The organism is Variovorax durovernensis (genome assembly GCF_977011995.1).
On record NZ_CDRNCW010000003.1, the window covers coordinates 278,804 to 298,855 of the forward strand.

Sequence of the window (20,052 nt, forward strand, 5' to 3'; positions counted from 1 at the left end):
AAGCCTTCTCAAAGTGATCTGCTTTAAGGCCTCTGCGGTGGCAGAGACCGGTTCAAGGGCCGGCTGACCACCGCCTTCAACAACGTCTCGTCAGGGTCAACCAGCGTGGCCATGATCGGGAGCGCGAAGGCCGCGGCGCGCACGTCACGCGCACCCTGCTCGCCGTACCCCCACAGGTCTCCACGAGACATGGCCGGTGCAATCCAGTCAATGTGGAGGTGGTCTCCTCCGGTGATGTAATCGCGCATCGCTTCGGCCAGGCTGCGCAGGGTGCCACCGTGCGAGAAGCCGCGCCACTTGTTGCCGAACGGCGTCCTGTGCATGTAGATGCGCTTGCCGGTGTAGTCGTCCACCCACCAGATCCGGCCGCGCGGATCCCGTTCCACGCGCGCATGGCGCTGGTGCTGCGTGCTGTAGAAGAAGCGTCGGCCGTGAGCGGCGATCACCTGGATCAGCTGATTCGCGTGGTCCACGCGCTGGACGGGCGAGTGCGCGGCGGTCATTCGGCGACTTCCACTGCGACGGGCGGGCTCAACTTTCTCAACACCCATTGGCACGCGAAATGCCCAATGGTTGAGGTGATCATGAGGTACGACGTAATCACGAGGTACGCTGGGTTTGTAAAAGCCCACCCCAAGGCCAACACCAGGTCCAGTGCACTCGCCGGCCCGAGGGAAGCAAAGGCTCCAAGGGCCGACAGGGCCAACGCGACGACCAGCACCTTCCCGAGGTATCGAATCTGGGAATCAGCGGCCGCGTTGAGCTCTCGCTTCTCGACCAGAACCGCCGAGACCATGAGGGTCACGAATGCCGAGAAAGCCCACAATCTCAAGATATCCTCCGCCGGGAAGGCTGGCAACGGCGGCAGCACAGCACGAATCATCAGGCCGCAAACGATGAGCACGAACAGCGCATTGATCCCTGCAACGCCGATCGCAATGGCCACTTTGGCCAGCCACGGTCTACTCGAATGTGCCCGGGTCATTCCGAGCCTTCCGCTGCCGATACGGTTGCTTGCGGCTGCTCGAGTTCGTCTTCTCCGTCACGCACCGAGACCGTCGCGCTCACGAGCCGCGCACCCTCGTCGACGTTCATGAGGATCACGCCCGAAGCGGCGCGGCCCGTCTCCCGGATGTCCTTCACCGCGACCCGGTTGCTGACGCCGTTGGATGCCAACATGATCAGGTCCTGCGCTTCCGTGACGCCCATGGCTGTCACCAGCATGCCGGTCTTCTTGTTCGCCTTGAAGGCGATCACGCCACCGCCGGCGCGGCCCTGGACCGGGAAGTCATCCACCGGCGTGCGCTTGCCCACGCCGTTCTCCCCCACGCACAGCAGGTGCAGGCCGCTCGTCTGACCCTCGGGCAGGATGGCGGCGCCGATCAGGAGCTCACCGTCGTCGAGCTTGATGCCGCGCACGCCGCCGGCGGTGCGGCCCATCACACGCACGTCGGAGGCCTCGAAACGGATCGCTTTGCCCGAGTCCGAAACCAGCATCACGTCATCGCGATCTCGCACCGCGAAGGCACCCACCAGCGTGTCGCCATCGTCCAGCCCGACACCGCGGATACCGCCCTTACGGGTGGCGCCGTCGTAGTCCTCGATCGCCGTGCGCTTGACCTGGCCGCTGCGGGTCACAGTCAGCACGGTGATCTCGGGATCCTTCTCGGGCAGCGCGAGCACCGCCGAGATCTCCTCGTCGAGCCCCTCGATCACGTTGCGGATGTGGCGGCCCTTCGTTGTCAGCGTGCCCTCGGGAATACGATAGGCCTTGATGCCGTACACCTGGCCGCTCTTGGCGAACACCATGAGGCTATCGTGGCTGTGGCTCTGGCGCATGAAGCTGATGCTGTCGTCGTCGCCCAGCGCGAGCGCTGTCTTGCCGCGTGTGCCGCGGTTCTGGCTGCGCAGCGCGTTGGCCGGCAGGCGCTTCACGTAGCCGCCCTGCGTCATCGTGATGAGCACGTCCTCGCGCGGAATCAGGTCCTCGCGCGTGATGTCCGAGATGCCCACCCCGATCTCGGTGCGCCGGTTGTGTCCGTAGCGCGCGGCGATGTCGGTGAGCTCCTCGCGGATCACTGCGCGGATGCGTTCGGGGCTGTCGATGATCTCGGTCAGGCCCGCGATCTTGGCCAGAACTTCCGCGTGCTCGGCACGGATGCCTTCCAGCTCCATGCCCGTGAGCTTCTGCAACCGTAGATCGAGGATCGCTTGGGCCTGCAGGTCGTCGACGGACAACAACGCCATGAGGCCGCTCTTGGCTGCCGCCGGGTTCTCCGCTGCTCGGATGAGCGCGATGACCTGGTCGAGCATGCCCAGCGCGGCTAGGTACGCCTCCAAGATGTGAAGACGCGCGCGCGCCTGCTTGCGCTCGAAGACGTGGCGCGCGACCACCACGTCTTCGCGGAAGACGATCCACTTCAGGATGATGTCCTTCAGGCCGAGTTGCTTGGGGCGCCCGCCATCCAGCACCACGCAGTTGTAGGTGATCGATGTTTCCAGGTCGGTCTTGGAGGCCAGCTCGGCAAACACGGCCTCGGGCGACTCGTCCTTGCGCAGGGCGATCCACACGCGCACACCTTCCTTGTTGCTCTCGTCGCGCAGGTCCACGATGCCTTCGATTTTCTTCTCGCGCACGAGATCGGCGATCTTGGCCACCAGCTCGGCCTTGTTCACCTGGAACGGGATCTCGTCGATGACGATGGCCTTCGAGCCCCGGCCCCGGTCTTCCTCGTGCCAGCGAGAGCGCAGCTTGATGCGGCCGCGGCCGGTCTCGACTGCCTGGGCGAATCCGTCTAGACCGTGCACGATCGCAGCCGTGGGGAAGTCGGGCGCCTGCAGCAGCGAGACCACTTCGGCGGTGCTCGCGTCGGGGCGATCGATCAGCTCCAACGCGGTCATGCACACCGCCCGAAGGTTGTGCGGCGGGATGACACTGGCCATGCCGACGGCGATCCCGTCGACGCCGTTCACCAGCAGGTTGGGATAGGGCGCGGTGAGCACCGAGGGCTCCTCTTCCTGGCCGTCGTAATTCGGCATCCAGGCGATCGTTTCCTTGCGCAGGTCGTGAAAGAACTCGCCGGAGATCTTCGTCAAGCGTGCTTCCGTGTACCGCATTGCCGCCGGCATGTCGCCGTCGATCGAGCCGAAGTTGCCCTGTCCGTCAATCAGCGGCGTGGACATCGTGAACGGCTGGGCCATGCGAACCATCGCGGCATAGACGCTCTGGTCGCCGTGCGGGTGGTACTTGCCGATTACGTCACCCACGGTGCGCGCAGCCTTCCGGTAGGCCTTGTTGCTCGTGTTGGTGGCGTCGTACATCGCGTACAGGATGCGACGGTGCACCGGCTTGAGGCCGTCTCTCACGTCGGGAAGCGCGCGGTCCGTGATCACCGACATGGCGTAGTCGATGAAGCTTTGCTCCATCAGGGGTTGGACGAACTGGTTGATCAGGGTGGTCATGGAGAGTGATTCGTTCAGGTATCAGGCGGGAGCCGCGCACGCGGCGGGAGGGGTCCTTGTTCAGATCGGCATCTGGTTCGCGACGGGCATCTGCTCGTCGATCCAGCCCGGCAGGCCTGCTGCGACGCATGTAGCGACGCTCACATAGCCGTCCAGGTCCGGCAGTACGGGCACGAGCGAAACGCCTTGAGGGCGGCCGTTGTCCCACTTCGCCATGAACTCCTCCGCTTGCGCTTCGTTGTCGAAGGCTGGCGCGTGGTCCTGCCCCACCGGATCGAGCTTCGACCAGAATGCGAAGCCCATGGACAGGCCCAGGAACACGCCCATCTCCGGATGGCTGATGACGAAGCTTTGCCTGGCCTTGGGCGTCTCTGGCGCGGCAACGGTCTTGCCACCGACGGCAGTCTTGCTGGTGGTCTTCATACGTCGACCTGCGCGTACGTCGCTCGCGCCTCGATAAACGCGCGCCTCGGGGGCACATCCTTGCCCATTAGCAGCTCGAACACCTGGTCCTCGTGTTCGCCCACGCGGCGTGCCGGCGCCACAACCACGCCGTCCGGCCCGCTCAAGGGCGCTACGACCTGCTCATCCTGATCGAGCGCAACGGGCTGCGCATACTGCAGACGCACGAGCGTGCGAACGGCCGGATCGAGCGTGGTGCTCCACAACTGCTCAGCGCTCATCTCCCCCAGGCCCTTGAAGCGTTGCACTTCGTAGCCCTCGCGACCACCATGCGAGGCGAAGAATGCAGCGAGCGCCGCATCATCGCGAATCCACACCGGGTCAGCCTTGCCCTTGCGCACGCGAAACAGGGGCGGCTGGGCGACGTAGACGTGCCCCTGGACGATCAACTCCGGCATGTAGCGGTGGATCAAGGTGAGCAGCAGCGTGACGATGTGCGCACCGTCCACGTCCGCGTCCGTCATCAGGATGAGCTTGTGATAGCGCAGCTTCGTGATGTCGAAGGCGCTGGCCGCGCCACAGCCGAAGGCCTGGACGATGTTGTCGATCTCGTCGGACTGCAGGCCTTTGGCGACGTCATCCAAGCGCAAAACGTTCAGGGGCTTGCCCTTGAGCGCGAGGATGGCTTGCGTCTTGCGGTCGCGGCCCTGCTTGGCCGATCCACCCGCGGAGTCGCCTTCCACCAGGAACAACTCGCACAGCTCGGGATCGGTTTCCTGGCAGTCGGCCAGCTTGCCGGGCAAGGTGCCGACCGACAGCGGATTCTTTCGCTCCACCTGGTCACGGGCCCGATCGGCTGCAGCGCGTGCGCGCGCGGCGCGGTCGGCGCGCAGGATCGCCGTCTTGGCCTCCTTCGGGTTCTCCTCGAAGAATTTCATCAGCAGCTGGTAGGTTGCCGAGGCAACCGCGCCGTTGCACTCGGTGTTCGCCAGTTTGTCCTTGGTCTGGCCGGAGAAGCGTGGCTCGGTAAGGCGGACCGACACCGCCGCGACGAGCCCTTCCCGTACATCCTCGGCGACAAAGGCTTCCTTCGTGAGTTTGTTGTCCTCGGCATACTTGTTGTACGCGCGCAGCAGCGCCGAGCGAAACCCCGCATCGTGGCTGCCGCCGCTGGGCGTAGAAACGCCGTTTGCGAAGGACACGATGATGCTGGAGCGCTCCGCATGCACGCGGAAGGCGGCCATCACTTCGACCTCGCCCTCTTTCGTGGCGACCTTCTGGTGCGCGGACAACGCCCGCAACACCGGCGGATTGCGGTTTTCGGAGACGACGTCCAGGATCTCGCTGAAGCTGTCGGCCTTCCACTCGGAGGCCAGGCCGCTGCGCTCGTCGGTGTAGGTGATCAACAGCCCCGGGTTCAGGTGAGCACGCGTGCTCAGCGAGTGCACGATGATCCCATGGTCATAGGACAAGTCGCCTTCGCCCTCCTCCGGCTTGAAGATCGTGAGGTCCGGCCAGAAGCGGATCGTCGTGCCGTGGCCGTCGGCGCTGCCGATGCGCTTGAGCTTCTCGACCGGGTTGCCCCCGTTCTCGAACGCCTGGAAATACTGCCCGCCGTCGCGCTCGATCGTCATCTCGAAGCGGCTCGACAGTGCGTTGACTACCGACGCGCCCACGCCATGCAGACCGCCGCTCGTCTTGTAGGCGCTCTCGCCCGACTCGTTCTCGAATTTGCCGCCGGCGTGCAGGACGGTCATGACCACGGTGGCAGTGGCGATCTTCTCTTCTTTGTGAATGTCCACCGGAATGCCGCGCCCGTTGTCGGCCACGGATACCGATCCGTCGGCGTGGATGCGCACCGCGATGCGATCGCAATGCCCGCCCAGGTGCTCGTCGATGCTGTTGTCCAGGATTTCCCACACCATGTGGTGAAACCCCCGCTTCCCGGTGTCGCCGATGTACATGCCGGGTCGCTTGCGTACGGCCTCCAAGCCGCGCAGAACCTTGATCTGAGAGCCGTCATAGACGGTGGGCGTGGTAGACATCGGGGCCTTTCAATGCTGAATAGATGATGTGAATTCGCACGACTACCTTGTCGGCTTGTTCCTTTGTGCAATAGTATCGGCACAGAGGATAATTCCGCTAGGTTGTTTATGCGAAGTCTCTTGCCCGGCTCTTCGCCCGGCCCCACCACACCCGCCGCGCCGAGGCCACGCTTTGCCGCGGTAGCGCCCCGCCGGCTTCCTCTCCTGCTGGCCGCCTTCGCTGGGGCCGCATTCGCCCAGGCGCCCTCCCCGCCCACGACCCAGGATGCCCAGGAGGCTTACTCGCGCTTCGCTACCGCCTTTGTCGCCCGCCTCGCGGACGCCCACCAGACGAGCCCCCTCACCCCCGGCAAGATCTCCGAGATCAACGAATTCGCGCACCGCCAAGCGCTGCGTGGTTGCGACGAGCGCCGCCCCCCCGAACAGGATCCATTCGCCCCGGAGCCAAGCCCCGGCGATCGCCCCCCTCCTGTGGTCTTCCACTGCACCTGGGATTCCGGGGAGCGGATCAGCCTCACGTGGATCGCGAACACTGGAAGCTGGGTGCTGAGCGACGACGCAACCGCCGCCGCCGGCGCCGGCATGGTCCTCGGCGGCCCGCGCATCGAAGGCCCGCAGGTGGCCGCAATCCCGGTCACCCCCCTGAAGGACGCGCCCGCGACCGTGCCGGACCCGGTTCAAACGCCCGTTGCTGTGGCTTCCTATCCTGTCGCTCGTCAGCCCGTTTACATGGGCACCAGCCTTCAGGCGATGCCCAGCCCCTTCGTCCCACCGGCCAGGAACACGCCGGAGCCGGCCGCCCCCGCACCGGCCGCGGCCGCGGCCGGCGGGCCGATGCCCTCGCCTTATGCGACCGGGCGCTAGATGAAGCCCAGGCCTTCCCGAGCGACCCAGATTCTGGCCTCGCAAGGGGGCGATTGGCTCAGGGAGCCTGCCCGTGCAGGAACGAGCATTGAGAGGGATACCAAGGGCCGCAACCTAGACGGTTGATCCGCCGAAATGCAATCCTGCTCGCACACCCAATTTGATCGTTCACATGCAGCAACCCGACCTCTTCGAACCGCTCCTCGCCGCCTACCGCCAGGTCCAGATTCACGATGAAGGCATCTCCAACACCAAGCTATACGAGACGCTGAACGTAGCCAACGGAGAGCGCTCACCGGTTGGGCGAGCTCGCCAGCCGCACAACCTCGCACACCGCAGAGTGCGATGGCACCAGCAGACCATGAAGGCCATGGGCCTCATTGAGCGGGTGCCGGGGCAGCGAGGCACCTGGCGCCTCACTCCGCAAGCGCAGCAGGATCCGGAGCTCACGCCTGCGCCCGAGGGCGTCGCAATGGTGGCCTGCTCCACCAACTTGGGTTGCGCGATCTGGGTCCGAAGCGAAACCCTGACCAGCCAATTCACGGAGAGCATCCACGCGATCATCACTTCGCCGCCTTACCCGCTCCGCCATGCTCGCGCGTATGGAAATCCGTCCGAGGAAGCATTCGTCGACTTCATCTGCGGCTCGATCGAACCACTGCTGAAGAACCTTGTCAGGGGAGGCTGCATCGCGTTGAACCTCTCGAACGACATTTTTCTGGCTCGATCACCAGCCCGATCCTTGTATTTGGAAAAACTGACAATTGCCATGTCCCAAAAACTGGGGCTCAGCCTCATCGATAGGGTCGTGTGGGCGTCTAACAAGGCTCCGGGCCCGACCTATTGGGCCTCGATCACTCGCCAACAACTCTGCGTAGGCTATGAGCCTGTGCTTGTGTTCTGCAATGATCCGGTCGCCTGCATTGCAGACAACCGGCGCGTTCTTCAGCCTCACTCGCCGAGGCATGCCCAGCTGCTGGCGCGCGGCGGCGAACAACGCACCGCACGCTACGGCGACGGCGCGTACAAGTTGCGGCCGGGCTCCTTTTCAAATCAAACGCTGGGAACAATTCCCAAGAACGTTTTGAATATTCCTACCACGAGTAAAGAGGTTGCGCAATCCCGCAAACTGGCTAAAAGTCTTGGATTGGCCACTCATGGCGCATTGATGCCGGTGAAACTCGCCCGCTTGCTTGTCGAGTTCCTCACTCCGCCTGATGCCCTCGTCGTTGACATCTTTGGTGGTTGGTTAAGTACTGCACTGGCATGCGAAGAAGCGGGACGGCGCTGGATTGCGTTCGAGAAGATGGCCCAGTACGTTGCGGGCGGCTCGCTACGCCTGCAGCACTGCGAAGGCTTCATGGCCAGCTTCGATCTGCCGGGATGGAACGAGGCGCCGTTCCGCACAGTGGGCAACTGATACATGCGCCTTCAATTTCGTCGATCTTTGGTGCACTCGATTTTCGCCGAGGGCGAAAAAGTAAGTATCCTCCGGGGCCATGTCAACGATCCTCCCCCTCCCTCTTGGAATAGCACACGGCTTGCCGTGGAGGATGACCTTTCCCTCTGGTCGTGACTCCGCGAATCTCGATCGATTTTCCGACCCCGAGTTCGTCGCGTCCCTGTCGCCCGGCGATCGCAAGTACAGTGAGAAAGTCATACACGAGCATCTGGCAAAGATGCTCGAGGCACGGCACATCCCCCGCCGGATCGGCCGCCTACGAACCAACAAGGAAGTCTCGCTCAAGGTCCTCGAAGCGCGTCCAGCAACGAGCCTTCACGTCACCTTGGGCACCGATCGCTTCACCATTCTGGAATCCGCTGGCTGGATCGGCCTGAGCGTCGCCAACCTGCTCAAGGCTGCCGAGCCGGATCCCGGCATGCCGGCCCGGCGCTCCTCGCTCCAGTTCCATGCCGACGAGTACGAGTCGATCGGTCAAGACGAGGCGATGCCCGCCGCCGCCCAACACCCCCCCGTTCGCCGGCGGGTGGTATACGACCGTAAGCTGACGTTGAACCTCGAGCCCCGGGTCGTTGCCGGGCTGCATGCGGGTGACGCCTCGCTGCGTGTGCGCGCCGCCAACGGCCTCATCGTCACCGGCAACGACCTTCGCCTGGGATGGATGTTGGCCGAGGCAAACAAAGTGTGCCCGCTGGACGGCGGACACATCCTGGGCATCGACGAGGTGCTGGCCTCCTTGGCGGACAGCTGGGTGCCCAACGCCTCCGACTTGGGCCTTCTGCTGAAGAGGCGCCTGACCGAGCTTGAGCAAGCTTCCGTACCTCAGGAGATCCGCGAGATCCTCTCCGCCATGTTCGCGGCGGTGAAAAAGCCCGAGCCTTGGACTGAAGAGAGTCTTCACTGGGCGTTCGGAGTTTCTCAAAAGGCCACCCCTGCGTTCGACGAGTCTTTTTGGGGTTCAGACGCCGCGGCTCAGAAAACCGCTGTCGTGTTGCGTCGGCGCCTTCAGCCTCTGGCCGGACTTATGGCCACGCGCAGCGTCTACTCCCCTGCACTGCAGACACTGCGCAAGTCGATCGAAGGCATCAGGTTCATGGGAGCGTGGCACCTGCAAACCCGCCTGGCCCCGCTGATCGGCAAGGCCCATGTCATCGGCATCATGCATTTCCTGACCGACATGCTGGACCTGCGTGACGGAGCGATGGTGAGCACTCTGATCAATGGGGGCACTGCACGCGCGACCGATTTGTTCTTCTGGGTGCCGCATTCACGGGATGCTCTATGGGCGCACGTCGTCTGCATGCGGGCACGGGACCTATCAGTTGCGCAGGGAGCGTTCTCTCTCGCCGCGGTGCTCAAAGGAGCGAAGGCCGAGCTCGGCTCGCGCTCCTCAGGGCTCAGCGTGCTCAAAACCAAGGACTGCGAGGACATCCTCAATGAACTGCCCACAGTCCGCTGGCTGCTGAGCGAGGGATGGGGAGTGGTGCAGGACGCGACTCTATTGCCCCCGCTGATCGAGACAATGCTTGCCGTCACCCACCCCAAGGCACTGAAGATGGATGACGCGCGGAAATCACTCGAATGGGTGCTCAGCGGCAGCGTTGAGTTCCAATCTGCCCGCAACCGCCTTGGGGTCAAGAGTCTCGCGTCATCGCAGATTCTGATTCAGGCGCTGATCAATCAGGACGTGCGCGGCGACGCGGCAGCCGAGACACTGGCTCTGAAGCTTTCCCCGCCCCCCTCGTTCTGGAAAGCTCGCCCTCTTGAGGCGCTCATCATCGAGACGCTGCGCGCTGCCGGCGGCTCAATGTTGAACCGCCTGCTGTATAGCCGCCTGCGCGAGCACAAGGCCTACGATTCGCTGGCGATCGTCAACATCAGCAAATCCCTCCCGTACCTCTGGGCGCCCACCTCTCTCTCGACGGCACTTCGCGACTGGGCCCTCTGACCCCGCCTCGACCCGCCGGCCCGCGCCGGCGGGCGCGGCTGCCATAGCCTGCAGCCCGCGCCACAAGTCCCCCGTCCTCACCCCTCGATCTCCGCGCAGGCGGCTGCGTCTTGAAGACGCTCGCACTCGCATGCGCGCGGCCAGGCCGGCCGCGGCCGGGGCTCAGCCCGGCCGGTAGCCGCGCCAAGGGCGCAACGCCTGGGACCGACCGACGAAAACCGACGTCGACCCTGCAAGGCGAAGGTTGACTCGCGATCAAACAAATCTTCTATTGCTCCGCATTCGCCTAATAATGCGGACGATGAATCCAGCGCCAACAACGAATGCATTCCGTGCGTCTCTCTCCTGCCAGAACCTCGCCACCGAGGACGCCGTACGGCTGCTGAAGGCCGACCCATCCTTCTGGGCAGCGATCCGCCCAAGCTGGCTGGTCGATTCGACCTGGCGCCCCCGCATCGGGGCGTTCGCCCACTGGACACCTCCCGACGTGGGCGCCGAACAGGTCGCGGTGCTGGTGACCAGCCCCCCCCAACGCGCTGAAGACGACCCGCGCCAGCGCTGGTACTGCGTCGCAAAGGAGGCAGGCGGTGACGCGACGGTGCCCGCCGACCAGCTGAGCCCCTATCCCTACGTCCCCTGGGCCACCATCCGCCGCCACGCGATCCCGAAGCTGGCCACGGCCGGCATCGATGTGCAGGAGGTGAGTTGGGATGCCGTGTGCGACGCGCTGCACCAGGCAGATGACCCGGGTCCGGCCCAAGAACCGGACGGCCTCCCCGATATGCCCGATGCCCCCGACAACGAAACCGATGAGGCCTCAAGCGCCCCGAGGAACTGACATGGCCCGCGAATATCCTTTCACCCGCAATCCCTTGCTCAGCGCCGGCGAGATGGCCGAGCTGCTCGAGCGCGTCTGCCTCTGGGACACGCCTTCGCGAACGCAGTTGTCAGTCTTCCTGCCCAACCACGGCGACCGTTGGACCGGAAGCGGGTTTGCTGGCTTCGATGCTTCACCGGCGCTGATGGCCTTGCTCGGAACCCGCGCCATTTACTCGGTGGGATCGGGGGAAAAGGCCCGCGACCACTACTACCTTGAACTCGTGCGTCGAGTTGATGGCCCGCACGACCTCTATCTCAAGTACCAGACCATCCTCGGCGCACGTCTACTCGGCGGCCTGACGCCCGAGCAGGTCGACGTGCTGCGCGCTCGCCTTGAGGGTCGCTTGCCCCTGCCGGTGATCGGCGCACCGATGCAGCCTGGCGTTGCCGCTGCGCCCTCTCTGGCGCAGCGCATCGACAAGAACAACGCCAGGGTCAACCACCTCCTGGGCGACATCCAGAACGCGCTGGAGCCGCAGGGCACGGGCCGGGTCGAGGCGCCCGCCGCGACGGACTGCTCGGACGCACCGCCGGCGAAGACCCCTGCTGCGCGTGGCGGGAGGAAGGCCCCGAAGGTCTCGTCCGAGCTCACCCCCGAATCCGCACCGGAATCGACCTCACCGCCCGACGAAGCAGGTCGCGCGCGTCATGCGCACGAAACAGCGCTGCCGGACAACGCCGCATCGAAGGCGCGCGCGATCGACCCCGAGGTTCTGCGCGTGCTGCGCGCTGGCCGCACCGAGGACAACAAGTTCTTCCTCGGGCCCGAGCGGCTGGACCCGAAGCTCTACAAGAAGGTCAACGAAGTGCTCAAGGACCTAGGCGGTGCCTGGAAAGGCGGCAAGACGCAGGCGCACGTGTTTGCCGGGCATGCGGACGAAGCAGTGGCCGCGGTGATCGCATCGGGCGCGTATCTCACCTCCAAGGATTTCGGTTTCTTTTTCACCTCAGGCCCGCTGGCTGATGAAGCGGTCGCCAAGGCGCAGCTCGCGCCCGGTATGCGGGTCCTCGAGCCCAGCGCCGGGTCCGGCAGCTTGGCGTTGCGCGCTGCGGAGATTGTTGGCCTGGACAACGTGTTCACCTGCGAATACCTCGACCGCAATGTGGCAACACTGCGCGCTGCCGGCCTGAAGAATGTCGTGCACGGCGACTTCCTCGCGATGGAGCCCCAGCAGCTCTACGACGCCGTGATCATGAACCCGCCGTTCGGAAATCAGCAGGACATGCGCCACGTCGAACACGCAGCCAAGTTCCTCAAGCCCGAGGGCGTTCTGGTGGCCATCATGTCGCGCAGCTTCCAGTACCGCACCTCGTCGGTCGCCACGAAGTTCCGCGACTTCGCCGAACAGAGCCTGGCCGACGTGGAGGAAATCCCCGCTGGCGCCTTCCACGAGGCGGGCACCGAGGTCGCCACCTTGATGTTGCGCATGGATGCCGAGAACTTCCCCTGGAACCAGGTTCGGACCCTCGCCGAATACGAGGATCAAGACGAAGCAGTCGCCGAGGCGCCCCGCGGCTGAGCAAGCCCCGTCACTCAAATCCGCCACGCCCAAATCCCATGACCAGCCCATCCACCTGCGAATCATCCGCCCGCCCTGTGTCGACGTTCTCCATCGAGTACATGACCCAGGATCTCTTCAAGGGCAAGTCGCTCGCCACAGCCGCGCGTTCCTTTCATCGGAAATTCAACGGCAAGGACAACCTGTTCCTCGGCCGCGTGGATCACACCGTCGACGAGCTGATGCAGGCCGTCCTCGCCGACAAGGCCGGGGATGTCCTGCAGGCGGCCCGTCGCATGAAGCCGGGCAACGCCCTCATTGCCTTGCAGGGCAACTGCGCCCGCTTCAACCTGGACGAGCCCCAGCTCGCAGCCGCGGTGGAAACGCTGCTCGCCGCCCGGTATCCGGACATCGAGATCTGCGGCGCCACCCCGACCGAGCGCGCCGTAGCGCTCGTCAACGCCATCTGCAGCGCTCCTGCGCCGGCACCGCTCCCTGCGCCCCACGAAGCGCTGGAGGAAGCCCCGGAGGAAAGCGCCGCCAGTGAGGCCGCGCCGCGCGGCTGACCCATGGCGACGCTGCCCCCCCGTATCGTCTACCACGGCACCGAGGCCTGCTTCGAGGCCTTTGCGCCCAACGAGCGCGGCCTCTTCTTTGCCGAAAGTTACAGGCTGGCTGCTTCGTTCTCTGGCATCCGAAAGGCGGGTGCTCCGAGGGTCATCGCCGCTGCTCTGGACATCAGCAACCCATGGACGAGCATCACCTATGGCGATGACGTGCCGTACCGAGACCAGGTCGACCAGTCTCCGGCGGCGATAGAGGCCCAAGGCTTCGACGGCATCTACATGCCAGCGTCCCGCGTCTGGATCGCCCTGCGCCCCAACCAGGTCTCGGTGATCGACCCGAACATCGCGCGCGAAGGGTTCGTGCCCAACCTTCGCGCTGCTCTGGACGAATGGCCAGGCGCCGCGCAGCACTTCGCCCGGTCCGGCGCCTGGGGCATGGCGCTTGCGCTGTACGAGGCCGTGGGCGGCATGCTGGTCGTCCCCGCCGGTGCACGGGCCCCGTTCGTGCGCACTGCCAGCGCCACCTTCGACTGGCGCGGCCATGCCGACCTCAGCGGTGGCTACCCGGTCATGCGTGAGGACCTGATCCGCGAAGCCGTTCGCGCCGGCCTGACTCCGGCCCAGCTCGAGGAAGACCGGGAGCGCGCCATTCAATGCATCGAACTCGCGCGTGAGATGTCCCTGATCGCCCGCGCTGAGAAAGCACCGTGCGAGATCGCGGCTCCACAACCTTAGAAGTCCATCCCTTCAAAAGTCCGCAATGAAAACCTTTCACGCCCATTTCTCGCTTGTGGTGCTGCTGCGCCCAGATGTCACACGCGAGCAGCTCGCGGACGCGATCAGGCCCGTGTTCCCACTTCTCGACGAGTCGCCGCCCGCATCCGCACTCGGTCGCTCCGCGCACGCCGCCCACGCCTGGCTCGACGCCGACGGGGACCGGCTCCATCTCTTCCACAGCATGCCGGTTCACGCAAGCTTTGAGCTGATCGCGCTGGACCCGGTGGTGCGCTCCCTGGGTGCGCTCGTCGCGCAGCCATTCGCAGTCACGGTCACAGACTGCGATCTGGCCGAGGATGCGCCGCCAGTGATCAACCTCACAGGTGGCGAAGGCACGTTGATGCCTCAGATCGGCCCTGTTCGCCAGCTACTGTCCGTCGCGATGGAAGCCGCTTCGCTCACCAACGACGCAAGCCTTCGCGATCAGCTGCTCAAGGCCGTGGGCGTGTTCTGCGAAACCCGAACCACACTGGCCTGGACCGTCGAAGACGTGCTCGAGCGCAGTGAACGAGCGCTCACTGAATGGGAGGCCCGAGCGGTTCTCGACGGCATGCGAGGTATCGACGAAGCATCCGGCCACGAGACCGAGGACTTTCGCCACTTCATGGGTGAATCCATCGCAGCTCTCTTCCCAGGGCCGATCGAATCCGATGAGACCTCCTCCTCCCCTCGGGCCTGAGCGCAAGGACACCCCATGTCATTCAACGCCTACTGCCGCGTCGAGGTGCGCCTGCGCCCCGACACCACCAACGAACAGGTTCGAGAAGCCTGCCGCCCCTTTCTTGACTGGCGCGGGGACTCGCTCAAGCCCAACGACTCGGATCTTCACGAAACCGGGGTTGCCTTCGACCCCTACGACGCCCATTTCGTCCTGCAGGTGACCGGCTCCTGCCCGAACAGCTTTGCCCATGAGATCTTCGACCCACTCATCAAGGCCATCGGCAACCTGGCGGCCGAGGCCTTTGAAGCTCTGCTCATCAACGAAAGCACGTCGAGCGACGACGAGCGCCTCCACCGCTTGGTGTCCGGCCCTGCCGATCAGGTGGAGGAATTCCGCAGCCAGGCCGCCACGCGGAGCATCCGCGAGTGGTTGGCCGAGGTCTCGGCGCCGCCAGGATCGCGCGGCCCCGGCATGGATGCAGGGATGCCCGCCGGCTTCGAGATCCTGATGCGCAACGGCGCCGACAACTTGCAGCGGCCGCGCATCAGTGTCGATCTGGCCGGCCTGCCGCTGAGCGAACGCGAGCGCGGCCAGATCACGCGCCTGGCGGTTGTGCTTGCCCGGGTGATCGGCGGGCATGGGCCTCTTGAAATTCAAGCCCTCGGCGACGTAGCCGAGGCCGATGAGCCCGCGGCCAGCGACTCGCCGCGCGGCTGAATCAGCAACCAGAGAAGGATTTGATATGGGATACGACGCACGTGTGAGCTTCGAAGTAGCAGTGCGCGCCGGTGTGACGCGCGCGATGGTTGAGCAGGCGCTCCGTCCTCTGCTAGACGAGGCAGGAACCACCCTGAGAGTGACCGAGGACCCAACGGCCTCGAAGATGATCGCCCTGGACAGCCTGAGCGGCTTGATCATCGTGTCGGTAGAAGTCAACGCCTCGTGGAATTTTCGCAGCGAGATCTTCGAGCCGGTCGTGCTCGCGGTGGGCGAACTCGCTGCCACCCCCTTCGAGGCAACCCTGGAGGACCAGGACACGGGTGACGCCGATGAGCGCTACTTCACGATGCTCGAAGGTCCCCCAGGTCTACTCCCCGAGTACAAAGCCCGCGCCGCGCGCGCCGCCCTCCTGCTCGACGACATCGTGCTGCCGCCCGGCGCGCGCGGCTGGCCCATGGAGGACCTGACGACGCGCGAATGCATGTCGATCGCCACGATTGGCGCCGGCGAGACGACCAGAGACGCGGTCACCCGGGTGAGCGTCGACCTGGTCGGCCTTGACATCGACCTGGCCCGCCGGGAGCGCATCGCGCGCTTGACGGTGCTACTTGCCCGCGAGGTAGCCGGCGACGAGCTCGTGCTCTACCCGTTGCCAGGCTACGGCGCGGCCGAACGCGCGATCGACGCGATCGGCGAGATCCGCAACACCATCGACCGCCACGAACAAGCACTTGGCGGCGGTGGCGCCGACCATCGCGCGCCCGATGGCAGCGACTACGTAGCGCTGACCGAGAAGCTGATCCAGCAAACCGACCGCGTGCGCAAGGAGTTCGTCGCCCTCTCGAACAGCCGATACGAACCCCAGGCTCCGGACCAACCCGACGCGCCGCGAGGTTGACCTTCGCTGCTGCCTCGCCTTTCCCGACCACCCAGCACCATGACTCCATCCCAACAAACCCAAGCTCTCGTCGACGCTGTGTGCGCCATCCTCGGGACCGCTGCGCCAGCAGCCGGCACGCCCCGCTACCAGAAGCTCTTCGTCGACGCCGGACCGATGCTGGCTTCGGCTCGCACCGACCACGCCAGCTACTTGGCTGACTCAACCCGGGACGCCTTACTCGAAGCATTGGGCACCGATCGTGCGTCCGCGTCAGGCGACGGATTCGTGCACGAGGCAGTGCGCGACGGATATCACGGCTGCGCCTTCGCTTCGGACGACGAGTTGCTGGCGATGTGCGCAGGCCTGTCGATCGACCAGATTCTTTCAGCTGCCGCGTTTGTTGCCGCTGGTGCATCGCTGGGGACCACTGACAAAGCAACAGCAGCGGCTGCGCATGCAGAGGTGCTGCGCGACCTGTGCTTGCCAGCAGCAGTCGAAATCGTGGCCGCGATGCTCTATGAAACCGAGTTCGACGAGCTCCCCACCACGCTCAATGCTGCGCTCGAAAGAGGCAGCCTTCCGAATCCCTACGCCGCCCTGCTCGACCTGCATCACGACGCACCCGCAGATGCACCGTGACGCCCTGTGCACATCCTCCTGCGACCTACCTGCCCCCTTCAGATCATGACCACCCCTGCACCCGCATCACCAACCGTCGTTGCCGACGACATGCAGTTCCTCGCTCTCGCTTACAGCTGGGCCAGCGCCCTGAACGGCATGGCCACCGAACTACCGGCGCCCTACGGCCATCTTCGCGACCTGATCACCCCTTCAGACCTGACCTGGTTCGGCAACTCCACGCCCATGAGCGTGCGGAATGGCCTGTCGGTCGGCATCCGTCGCGCTGTGCACGACCAGAATGACCCGAACCAGGTCGGCGTCGAGATCCGCGTCTTCCCCCCGGAAGTGCAGATCGGCTCGCGCACGTTTCGGGAAGGAGAGAAGGAATGGCGATCCACCATCTGGGTCGACCAGGGACCCAATACGCTCGGGCGCCACCATAGCCTCTTGCTAAGCGAGTCCGATCGATTCATCGCCGCGCCGACGCTCGAAGGCCTGCTGGCCGCCGTCAAAACCCGCGTGGAAGAAGCAATGGAGCGCAGCACCGCACGCCGACAGGTGCAGCCCGATGCCGAGTTGCCTGCGGCCTACAGTCGAAGTGTCATGATGGTCGAAGTATTGACCGCAGCTGGGCACGAAATGGACAACCTCCCCGAGCTGGAAGAGGCAATAGCCAATGGCACCGCCTTGGCCTATGTCATTGGCGACACGGTTTCCACTTCACCGCTTGAACGAGGCGCCGCGGCTCAGCTGCTGCAGCAGAAGCATTTCGGTGAAGGCTTGCTCGACACCTTGACGCAGCGTGCGGTGGCGCTCGACGAAGCCTGGGCGCGCCCTGCAGGCTGATCGGCCGTCACCGCGCCAGGCATCGTTCAGGACCCGCCCGGGCAGCGCACCCGTTCCAAGCGCTTTGCAGCATTCGCCGGTCATCTGGCGCTTGCGCTCGGCCGAGTTGGCGGAGTCGAGGTCGGGGCGCGACACGGCGTGACGCCTAGGTTGGACGACGGAACTCGGGCAATATTCGCCAATCGCCACACTTCGCCCATCACCAAATGCCCATCGAACGCATCCTCAGAAGGTCCGACGAATTGGACGACGCCATCGTCCAATTGCTCGAGCCCGAAAGGTACCCGTCCTTCGATGACGCGCCACGCCTCGGGCTGAGCGCCACGGCCGCATCGCTCTCCATCGACCATGCCCGAGCACTGCGCTTGCTCGTCGCCGGCGGGCATCTCTCTTCTGCCGTCCCGGTCATGAGACTGCAGTTTGAAGCTACCACACGGGCGGTGTGGATCTTGTTCGCCGCGAGCGACGCGGCCGTCTCGTTGGCAGCGGCTCCCCTGACGCTCGAGTCCGACGAAGCAGCGAGGAAGCTGCCCGCGGCCAGCGAGATGATCAAGCAGCTGCAGAAGGCTTCCGCGCCGGCCGCTGCCGCCCCTGCGGCAATGCTGGGCCGCTTCAATGATATGCAGCGGCATGCGCTCAATTCCTTTGTCCATGGCGGCATCCATGCGCTGCGCCGCCACCAGGATGGCTACCCAATCGAATTGATTCGGCAGATCGTCGAATGCTCCAATGGGTTGGTCACCATCAACGCCATGACGCTCGCGATCCTTTCAGGTGACCGCCTGCTGACGACAAGAATGAACAGGGTGCACGTTGGCTTCGAGGACTGCCTCACACCGATCCTGTCCTCGTACTGATGCGCCGATCAGTCCTCGGGCGTCTCCAACTGCTCAAGAAGCAACGTTCTCAGCGCTCGCTTTCCTCGTGCGTTTCGCGATCGATAGGCCTTGCGCGCCAGTTCGATGAACCGCTCCTCTCCCGGATCAGGTAGCGGCTCCGCCCCCTGGGCCACATCGAGCCAATGAGGCGGCTTCCCCTTCAGGGATTCAATCTGGCGCGCGAGCTTGTCAGAGATCACCCGATCCTTCTTGATCTGACTCCACATGCTGGCCGAGATCTGCAGCGACTCTGCGAACTTCGCAGCCAATCCGATCGGCTCAGCTCCGTGAGCGGCATGTGCCGCGACGAACTCGCCAAAGAGGATGAGCGCGTTGCTACGACGGACTGTTGAAAGTGACATGGTTCAAGAGGTGAGAGGCATTCGATCGCGACCAGTCGTTTGCATCACGTTGAAGAAAAAAACAACTGCTGCAAAAAAAACCTTGCGCGGTTTAGTAAAGCCAGTTTACAGTACATCCATCGACGAAATTGCTTCGTCCCGCTTCAACCCTTTCGACACATCTAGAACTCGCACCGCACTGGACACACCGTGAAAGCAAACATGAACACATTGAACATTCGACCCGCATCGGGCCGGGTGTTCGTGCGCGTCGCGTTTTGTGGTGGTCGCAGTCTGACGTCATCCAAGATGAACTCGCAGCGGAGCTCCATGCCTTCGTCCCCGGCCGCCTTGTGGCTTGGGCAGTATGAGGATCAGCCGCCCCCGGGTGGAGGTAGCGCGTAGGCGCGTACCTTCCAAGCTCTCTCACCAGAGGCCCGGTTTCCCAAGTGGATTCCGGGCCTTTTTGTTTTTCCGTGCAGATCTCGTTCCGCACACAACAACCGCGAATGGCGCTTGCTGCCAGACGCCACTGCAGTGATCGCGCTGCCGTGAACTCACCCGCCGAGTGGCGCCGGTGCGTGATCCTTAAAAATTTGCCGCGAGTCGCGTCCCTCACTGGTGGGATCGGCGATTCGCAAATCATGCAGCCGTAGCTCAGCCTGGTAGAGCGCAACGTCGCCAACGTTGAGGCCCGTGGGTTCGAATCCCACCGCGCTGCTCCATTTCGGGTGTGCCTTTGCAGCACCACCAGTGGCCAACCGCGTCGGCGGCCTGGTGGGATGTGCTTGGTCTGGACCCAACCAATGTGCAGCGATGTCGACGTGAGTGCGCAAGCACTCGAATCGCGCAAAGACACAACCGAAATGGATCTCCCCCCGATGGCGGAATTGGTAGACGCACCGGACTCAGAATCCGGCGACGAAAGTCGTGCAAGTTCGAGGCTTGCTTGGGGGACCACCAGCTTCTCGAGTGCCTAGTTCAACTGGCAGAACACCGGTCTCCAAAACCGGCGGTTGAAGGTTCGACTCCTTCGGCGCTCGCCATCATTTCACGCCCTTGTAGCTCAGAGGCCAGAGCAGTTCCCCTGTAAGGAAATGGTCGTCCGTTCGAATCGAGACCTTGGGCACCACACACTACTTTTCACCTTTTTTTGTCCCGTTCGACTTCGGGTGAGGTCAGCAGGTCTTCACCCTGCGCA

19 protein-coding genes and 4 tRNA genes are annotated in these 20,052 nt (G+C 64.3%); 17 read left to right on the forward strand and 6 right to left on the reverse strand.

From position 1 onward, the window contains the following. Positions 1–23: 23 nt before the first annotated feature. From ACWV14_RS38570 to ACWV14_RS38590, 5 genes are read right to left on the reverse strand one after another with little or no spacing between them, the layout of a single operon-like run. Positions 24–503 (reverse strand): hypothetical protein, encoded by a 480-nt coding sequence (locus ACWV14_RS38570; RefSeq protein WP_298705598.1) that lies wholly within the window; start codon positions 501–503, stop codon positions 24–26. After that, positions 500–946, reverse strand: a complete 447-nt coding sequence (locus ACWV14_RS38575) for a hypothetical protein (protein ID WP_454909830.1) — start codon at positions 944–946, stop codon at positions 500–502. Before ACWV14_RS38575 ends, ACWV14_RS38570 begins: the two co-directional genes overlap by 4 nt. A gap of 35 nt (positions 947–981) precedes the next feature. Next, the gene (gene gyrA, locus ACWV14_RS38580; protein ID WP_298705604.1) at positions 982–3,462 is read right to left on the reverse strand and encodes a DNA gyrase subunit A; all 2,481 of its coding nucleotides are present in this window, start codon (positions 3,460–3,462) and stop codon (positions 982–984) included. A gap of 60 nt (positions 3,463–3,522) precedes the next feature. Further along, positions 3,523–3,885, reverse strand: coding sequence for a hypothetical protein (locus ACWV14_RS38585; protein ID WP_298705608.1), 363 nt, complete (start codon positions 3,883–3,885; stop codon positions 3,523–3,525). Continuing rightward, on the reverse strand, positions 3,882–5,909 hold the full coding sequence (locus ACWV14_RS38590; protein ID WP_298705611.1) for a DNA gyrase/topoisomerase IV subunit B: 2,028 nt from the start codon (positions 5,907–5,909) through the stop codon (positions 3,882–3,884). The genes ACWV14_RS38585 and ACWV14_RS38590 overlap by 4 nt, the downstream gene beginning before the upstream one ends. Positions 5,910–6,029: 120 nt before the next feature. Here ACWV14_RS38590 and ACWV14_RS38595 point away from each other — a divergent pair, with 120 nt between their 5' ends. The 13 genes from ACWV14_RS38595 to ACWV14_RS38655 all read left to right on the forward strand — a co-directional run bounded on the left by ACWV14_RS38595 (position 6,030) and on the right by ACWV14_RS38655 (position 18,489). Next, the gene (locus ACWV14_RS38595) at positions 6,030–6,773 is read left to right on the forward strand and encodes a hypothetical protein (protein WP_454909831.1); all 744 of its coding nucleotides are present in this window, start codon (positions 6,030–6,032) and stop codon (positions 6,771–6,773) included. Between the two features lie 172 nt (positions 6,774–6,945). Beyond that, complete coding sequence (locus ACWV14_RS38600; RefSeq protein ID WP_454909832.1) at positions 6,946–8,193, forward strand: DNA methyltransferase; 1,248 nt, start codon at positions 6,946–6,948, stop codon at positions 8,191–8,193. Between the two features lie 133 nt (positions 8,194–8,326). Then, on the forward strand, positions 8,327–10,183 hold the full coding sequence (locus ACWV14_RS38605; RefSeq protein ID WP_454909833.1) for a hypothetical protein: 1,857 nt from the start codon (positions 8,327–8,329) through the stop codon (positions 10,181–10,183). 301 nt (positions 10,184–10,484) lie between these two features. Further along, positions 10,485–11,021 carry a hypothetical protein gene (locus ACWV14_RS38610; RefSeq protein ID WP_454909834.1) on the forward strand — a complete coding sequence of 179 codons (537 nt, stop codon included), beginning with the start codon at positions 10,485–10,487 and terminating at the stop codon, positions 11,019–11,021. Between the two features lies 1 nt (position 11,022). Beyond that, positions 11,023–12,582, forward strand: coding sequence for a methyltransferase (locus ACWV14_RS38615; protein WP_454909835.1), 1,560 nt, complete (start codon positions 11,023–11,025; stop codon positions 12,580–12,582). Between the two features lie 38 nt (positions 12,583–12,620). Then, positions 12,621–13,127 carry a hypothetical protein gene (locus ACWV14_RS38620; protein WP_454909836.1) on the forward strand — a complete coding sequence of 169 codons (507 nt, stop codon included), beginning with the start codon at positions 12,621–12,623 and terminating at the stop codon, positions 13,125–13,127. A gap of 3 nt (positions 13,128–13,130) precedes the next feature. After that, positions 13,131–13,862 carry a hypothetical protein gene (locus ACWV14_RS38625; RefSeq protein WP_298705629.1) on the forward strand — a complete coding sequence of 244 codons (732 nt, stop codon included), beginning with the start codon at positions 13,131–13,133 and terminating at the stop codon, positions 13,860–13,862. 25 nt (positions 13,863–13,887) lie between these two features. Next, on the forward strand, positions 13,888–14,583 hold the full coding sequence (locus ACWV14_RS38630) for a hypothetical protein (RefSeq protein ID WP_454909837.1): 696 nt from the start codon (positions 13,888–13,890) through the stop codon (positions 14,581–14,583). 15 nt (positions 14,584–14,598) lie between these two features. Next, positions 14,599–15,282, forward strand: a complete 684-nt coding sequence (locus ACWV14_RS38635) for a hypothetical protein (RefSeq protein ID WP_454909838.1) — start codon at positions 14,599–14,601, stop codon at positions 15,280–15,282. Between the two features lie 25 nt (positions 15,283–15,307). Next, the gene (locus ACWV14_RS38640) at positions 15,308–16,183 is read left to right on the forward strand and encodes a hypothetical protein (protein ID WP_298705638.1); all 876 of its coding nucleotides are present in this window, start codon (positions 15,308–15,310) and stop codon (positions 16,181–16,183) included. A 39-nt stretch (positions 16,184–16,222) separates the two neighbouring features. Further along, on the forward strand, positions 16,223–16,804 hold the full coding sequence (locus tag ACWV14_RS38645) for a hypothetical protein (RefSeq protein ID WP_454909839.1): 582 nt from the start codon (positions 16,223–16,225) through the stop codon (positions 16,802–16,804). Positions 16,805–16,849: 45 nt separating this feature from the next. Next, the gene (locus ACWV14_RS38650; RefSeq protein ID WP_454909840.1) at positions 16,850–17,632 is read left to right on the forward strand and encodes a hypothetical protein; all 783 of its coding nucleotides are present in this window, start codon (positions 16,850–16,852) and stop codon (positions 17,630–17,632) included. A 206-nt stretch (positions 17,633–17,838) separates the two neighbouring features. Next, positions 17,839–18,489, forward strand: coding sequence for a DUF6988 family protein (locus tag ACWV14_RS38655; protein ID WP_454909841.1), 651 nt, complete (start codon positions 17,839–17,841; stop codon positions 18,487–18,489). An 8-nt stretch (positions 18,490–18,497) separates the two neighbouring features. On the opposite strand, the gene ACWV14_RS38660 is transcribed toward ACWV14_RS38655, so the two are convergent. Continuing rightward, on the reverse strand, positions 18,498–18,872 hold the full coding sequence (locus tag ACWV14_RS38660) for a hypothetical protein (protein ID WP_075123338.1): 375 nt from the start codon (positions 18,870–18,872) through the stop codon (positions 18,498–18,500). A gap of 625 nt (positions 18,873–19,497) precedes the next feature. Between ACWV14_RS38660 and ACWV14_RS38665 the strand changes: the two genes are divergently transcribed. From ACWV14_RS38665 to ACWV14_RS38680, 4 genes are all read left to right on the forward strand, one after another. Then, positions 19,498–19,576: transfer RNA gene (locus tag ACWV14_RS38665), tRNA-Gly, on the forward strand. A gap of 150 nt (positions 19,577–19,726) precedes the next feature. Further along, positions 19,727–19,811, forward strand: a tRNA-Leu gene (locus tag ACWV14_RS38670). 10 nt (positions 19,812–19,821) lie between these two features. After that, a tRNA-Trp gene (locus ACWV14_RS38675) sits at positions 19,822–19,897 on the forward strand. 9 nt (positions 19,898–19,906) lie between these two features. Continuing rightward, positions 19,907–19,983, forward strand: a tRNA-Thr gene (locus ACWV14_RS38680). The last annotated feature ends 69 nt before the right edge of the window (positions 19,984–20,052 follow it).

Bases quoted from the DNA above. Each gene is read 5' to 3' on its own strand.
- ACWV14_RS38655 (WP_454909841.1), top strand. From the start codon at position 17,839: ATGCCCATCGAACGCATCCTCAGAAGGTCCGACGAATTGGACGACGCC.
- ACWV14_RS38610 (WP_454909834.1), top strand. From the start codon at position 10,485: ATGAATCCAGCGCCAACAACGAATGCATTCCGTGCGTCTCTCTCCTGC.
- ACWV14_RS38605 (WP_454909833.1), top strand. From the start codon at position 8,327: ATGACCTTTCCCTCTGGTCGTGACTCCGCGAATCTCGATCGATTTTCC.
- ACWV14_RS38640 (WP_298705638.1), top strand. From the start codon at position 15,308: ATGGGATACGACGCACGTGTGAGCTTCGAAGTAGCAGTGCGCGCCGGT.
- ACWV14_RS38600 (WP_454909832.1), top strand. From the start codon at position 6,946: ATGCAGCAACCCGACCTCTTCGAACCGCTCCTCGCCGCCTACCGCCAG.
- ACWV14_RS38645 (WP_454909839.1), top strand. From the start codon at position 16,223: ATGACTCCATCCCAACAAACCCAAGCTCTCGTCGACGCTGTGTGCGCC.
- ACWV14_RS38650 (WP_454909840.1), top strand. From the start codon at position 16,850: ATGACCACCCCTGCACCCGCATCACCAACCGTCGTTGCCGACGACATG.
- ACWV14_RS38660 (WP_075123338.1), bottom strand. From the start codon at position 18,872: ATGTCACTTTCAACAGTCCGTCGTAGCAACGCGCTCATCCTCTTTGGC.
- ACWV14_RS38635 (WP_454909838.1), top strand. From the start codon at position 14,599: ATGTCATTCAACGCCTACTGCCGCGTCGAGGTGCGCCTGCGCCCCGAC.
- ACWV14_RS38590 (WP_298705611.1), bottom strand. From the start codon at position 5,909: ATGTCTACCACGCCCACCGTCTATGACGGCTCTCAGATCAAGGTTCTG.
- ACWV14_RS38620 (WP_454909836.1), top strand. From the start codon at position 12,621: ATGACCAGCCCATCCACCTGCGAATCATCCGCCCGCCCTGTGTCGACG.
- ACWV14_RS38585 (WP_298705608.1), bottom strand. From the start codon at position 3,885: ATGAAGACCACCAGCAAGACTGCCGTCGGTGGCAAGACCGTTGCCGCG.
- ACWV14_RS38570 (WP_298705598.1), bottom strand. From the start codon at position 503: ATGACCGCCGCGCACTCGCCCGTCCAGCGCGTGGACCACGCGAATCAG.
- gyrA (WP_298705604.1), bottom strand. From the start codon at position 3,462: ATGACCACCCTGATCAACCAGTTCGTCCAACCCCTGATGGAGCAAAGC.
- ACWV14_RS38615 (WP_454909835.1), top strand. From the start codon at position 11,023: ATGGCCCGCGAATATCCTTTCACCCGCAATCCCTTGCTCAGCGCCGGC.
- ACWV14_RS38630 (WP_454909837.1), top strand. From the start codon at position 13,888: ATGAAAACCTTTCACGCCCATTTCTCGCTTGTGGTGCTGCTGCGCCCA.
- ACWV14_RS38625 (WP_298705629.1), top strand. From the start codon at position 13,131: ATGGCGACGCTGCCCCCCCGTATCGTCTACCACGGCACCGAGGCCTGC.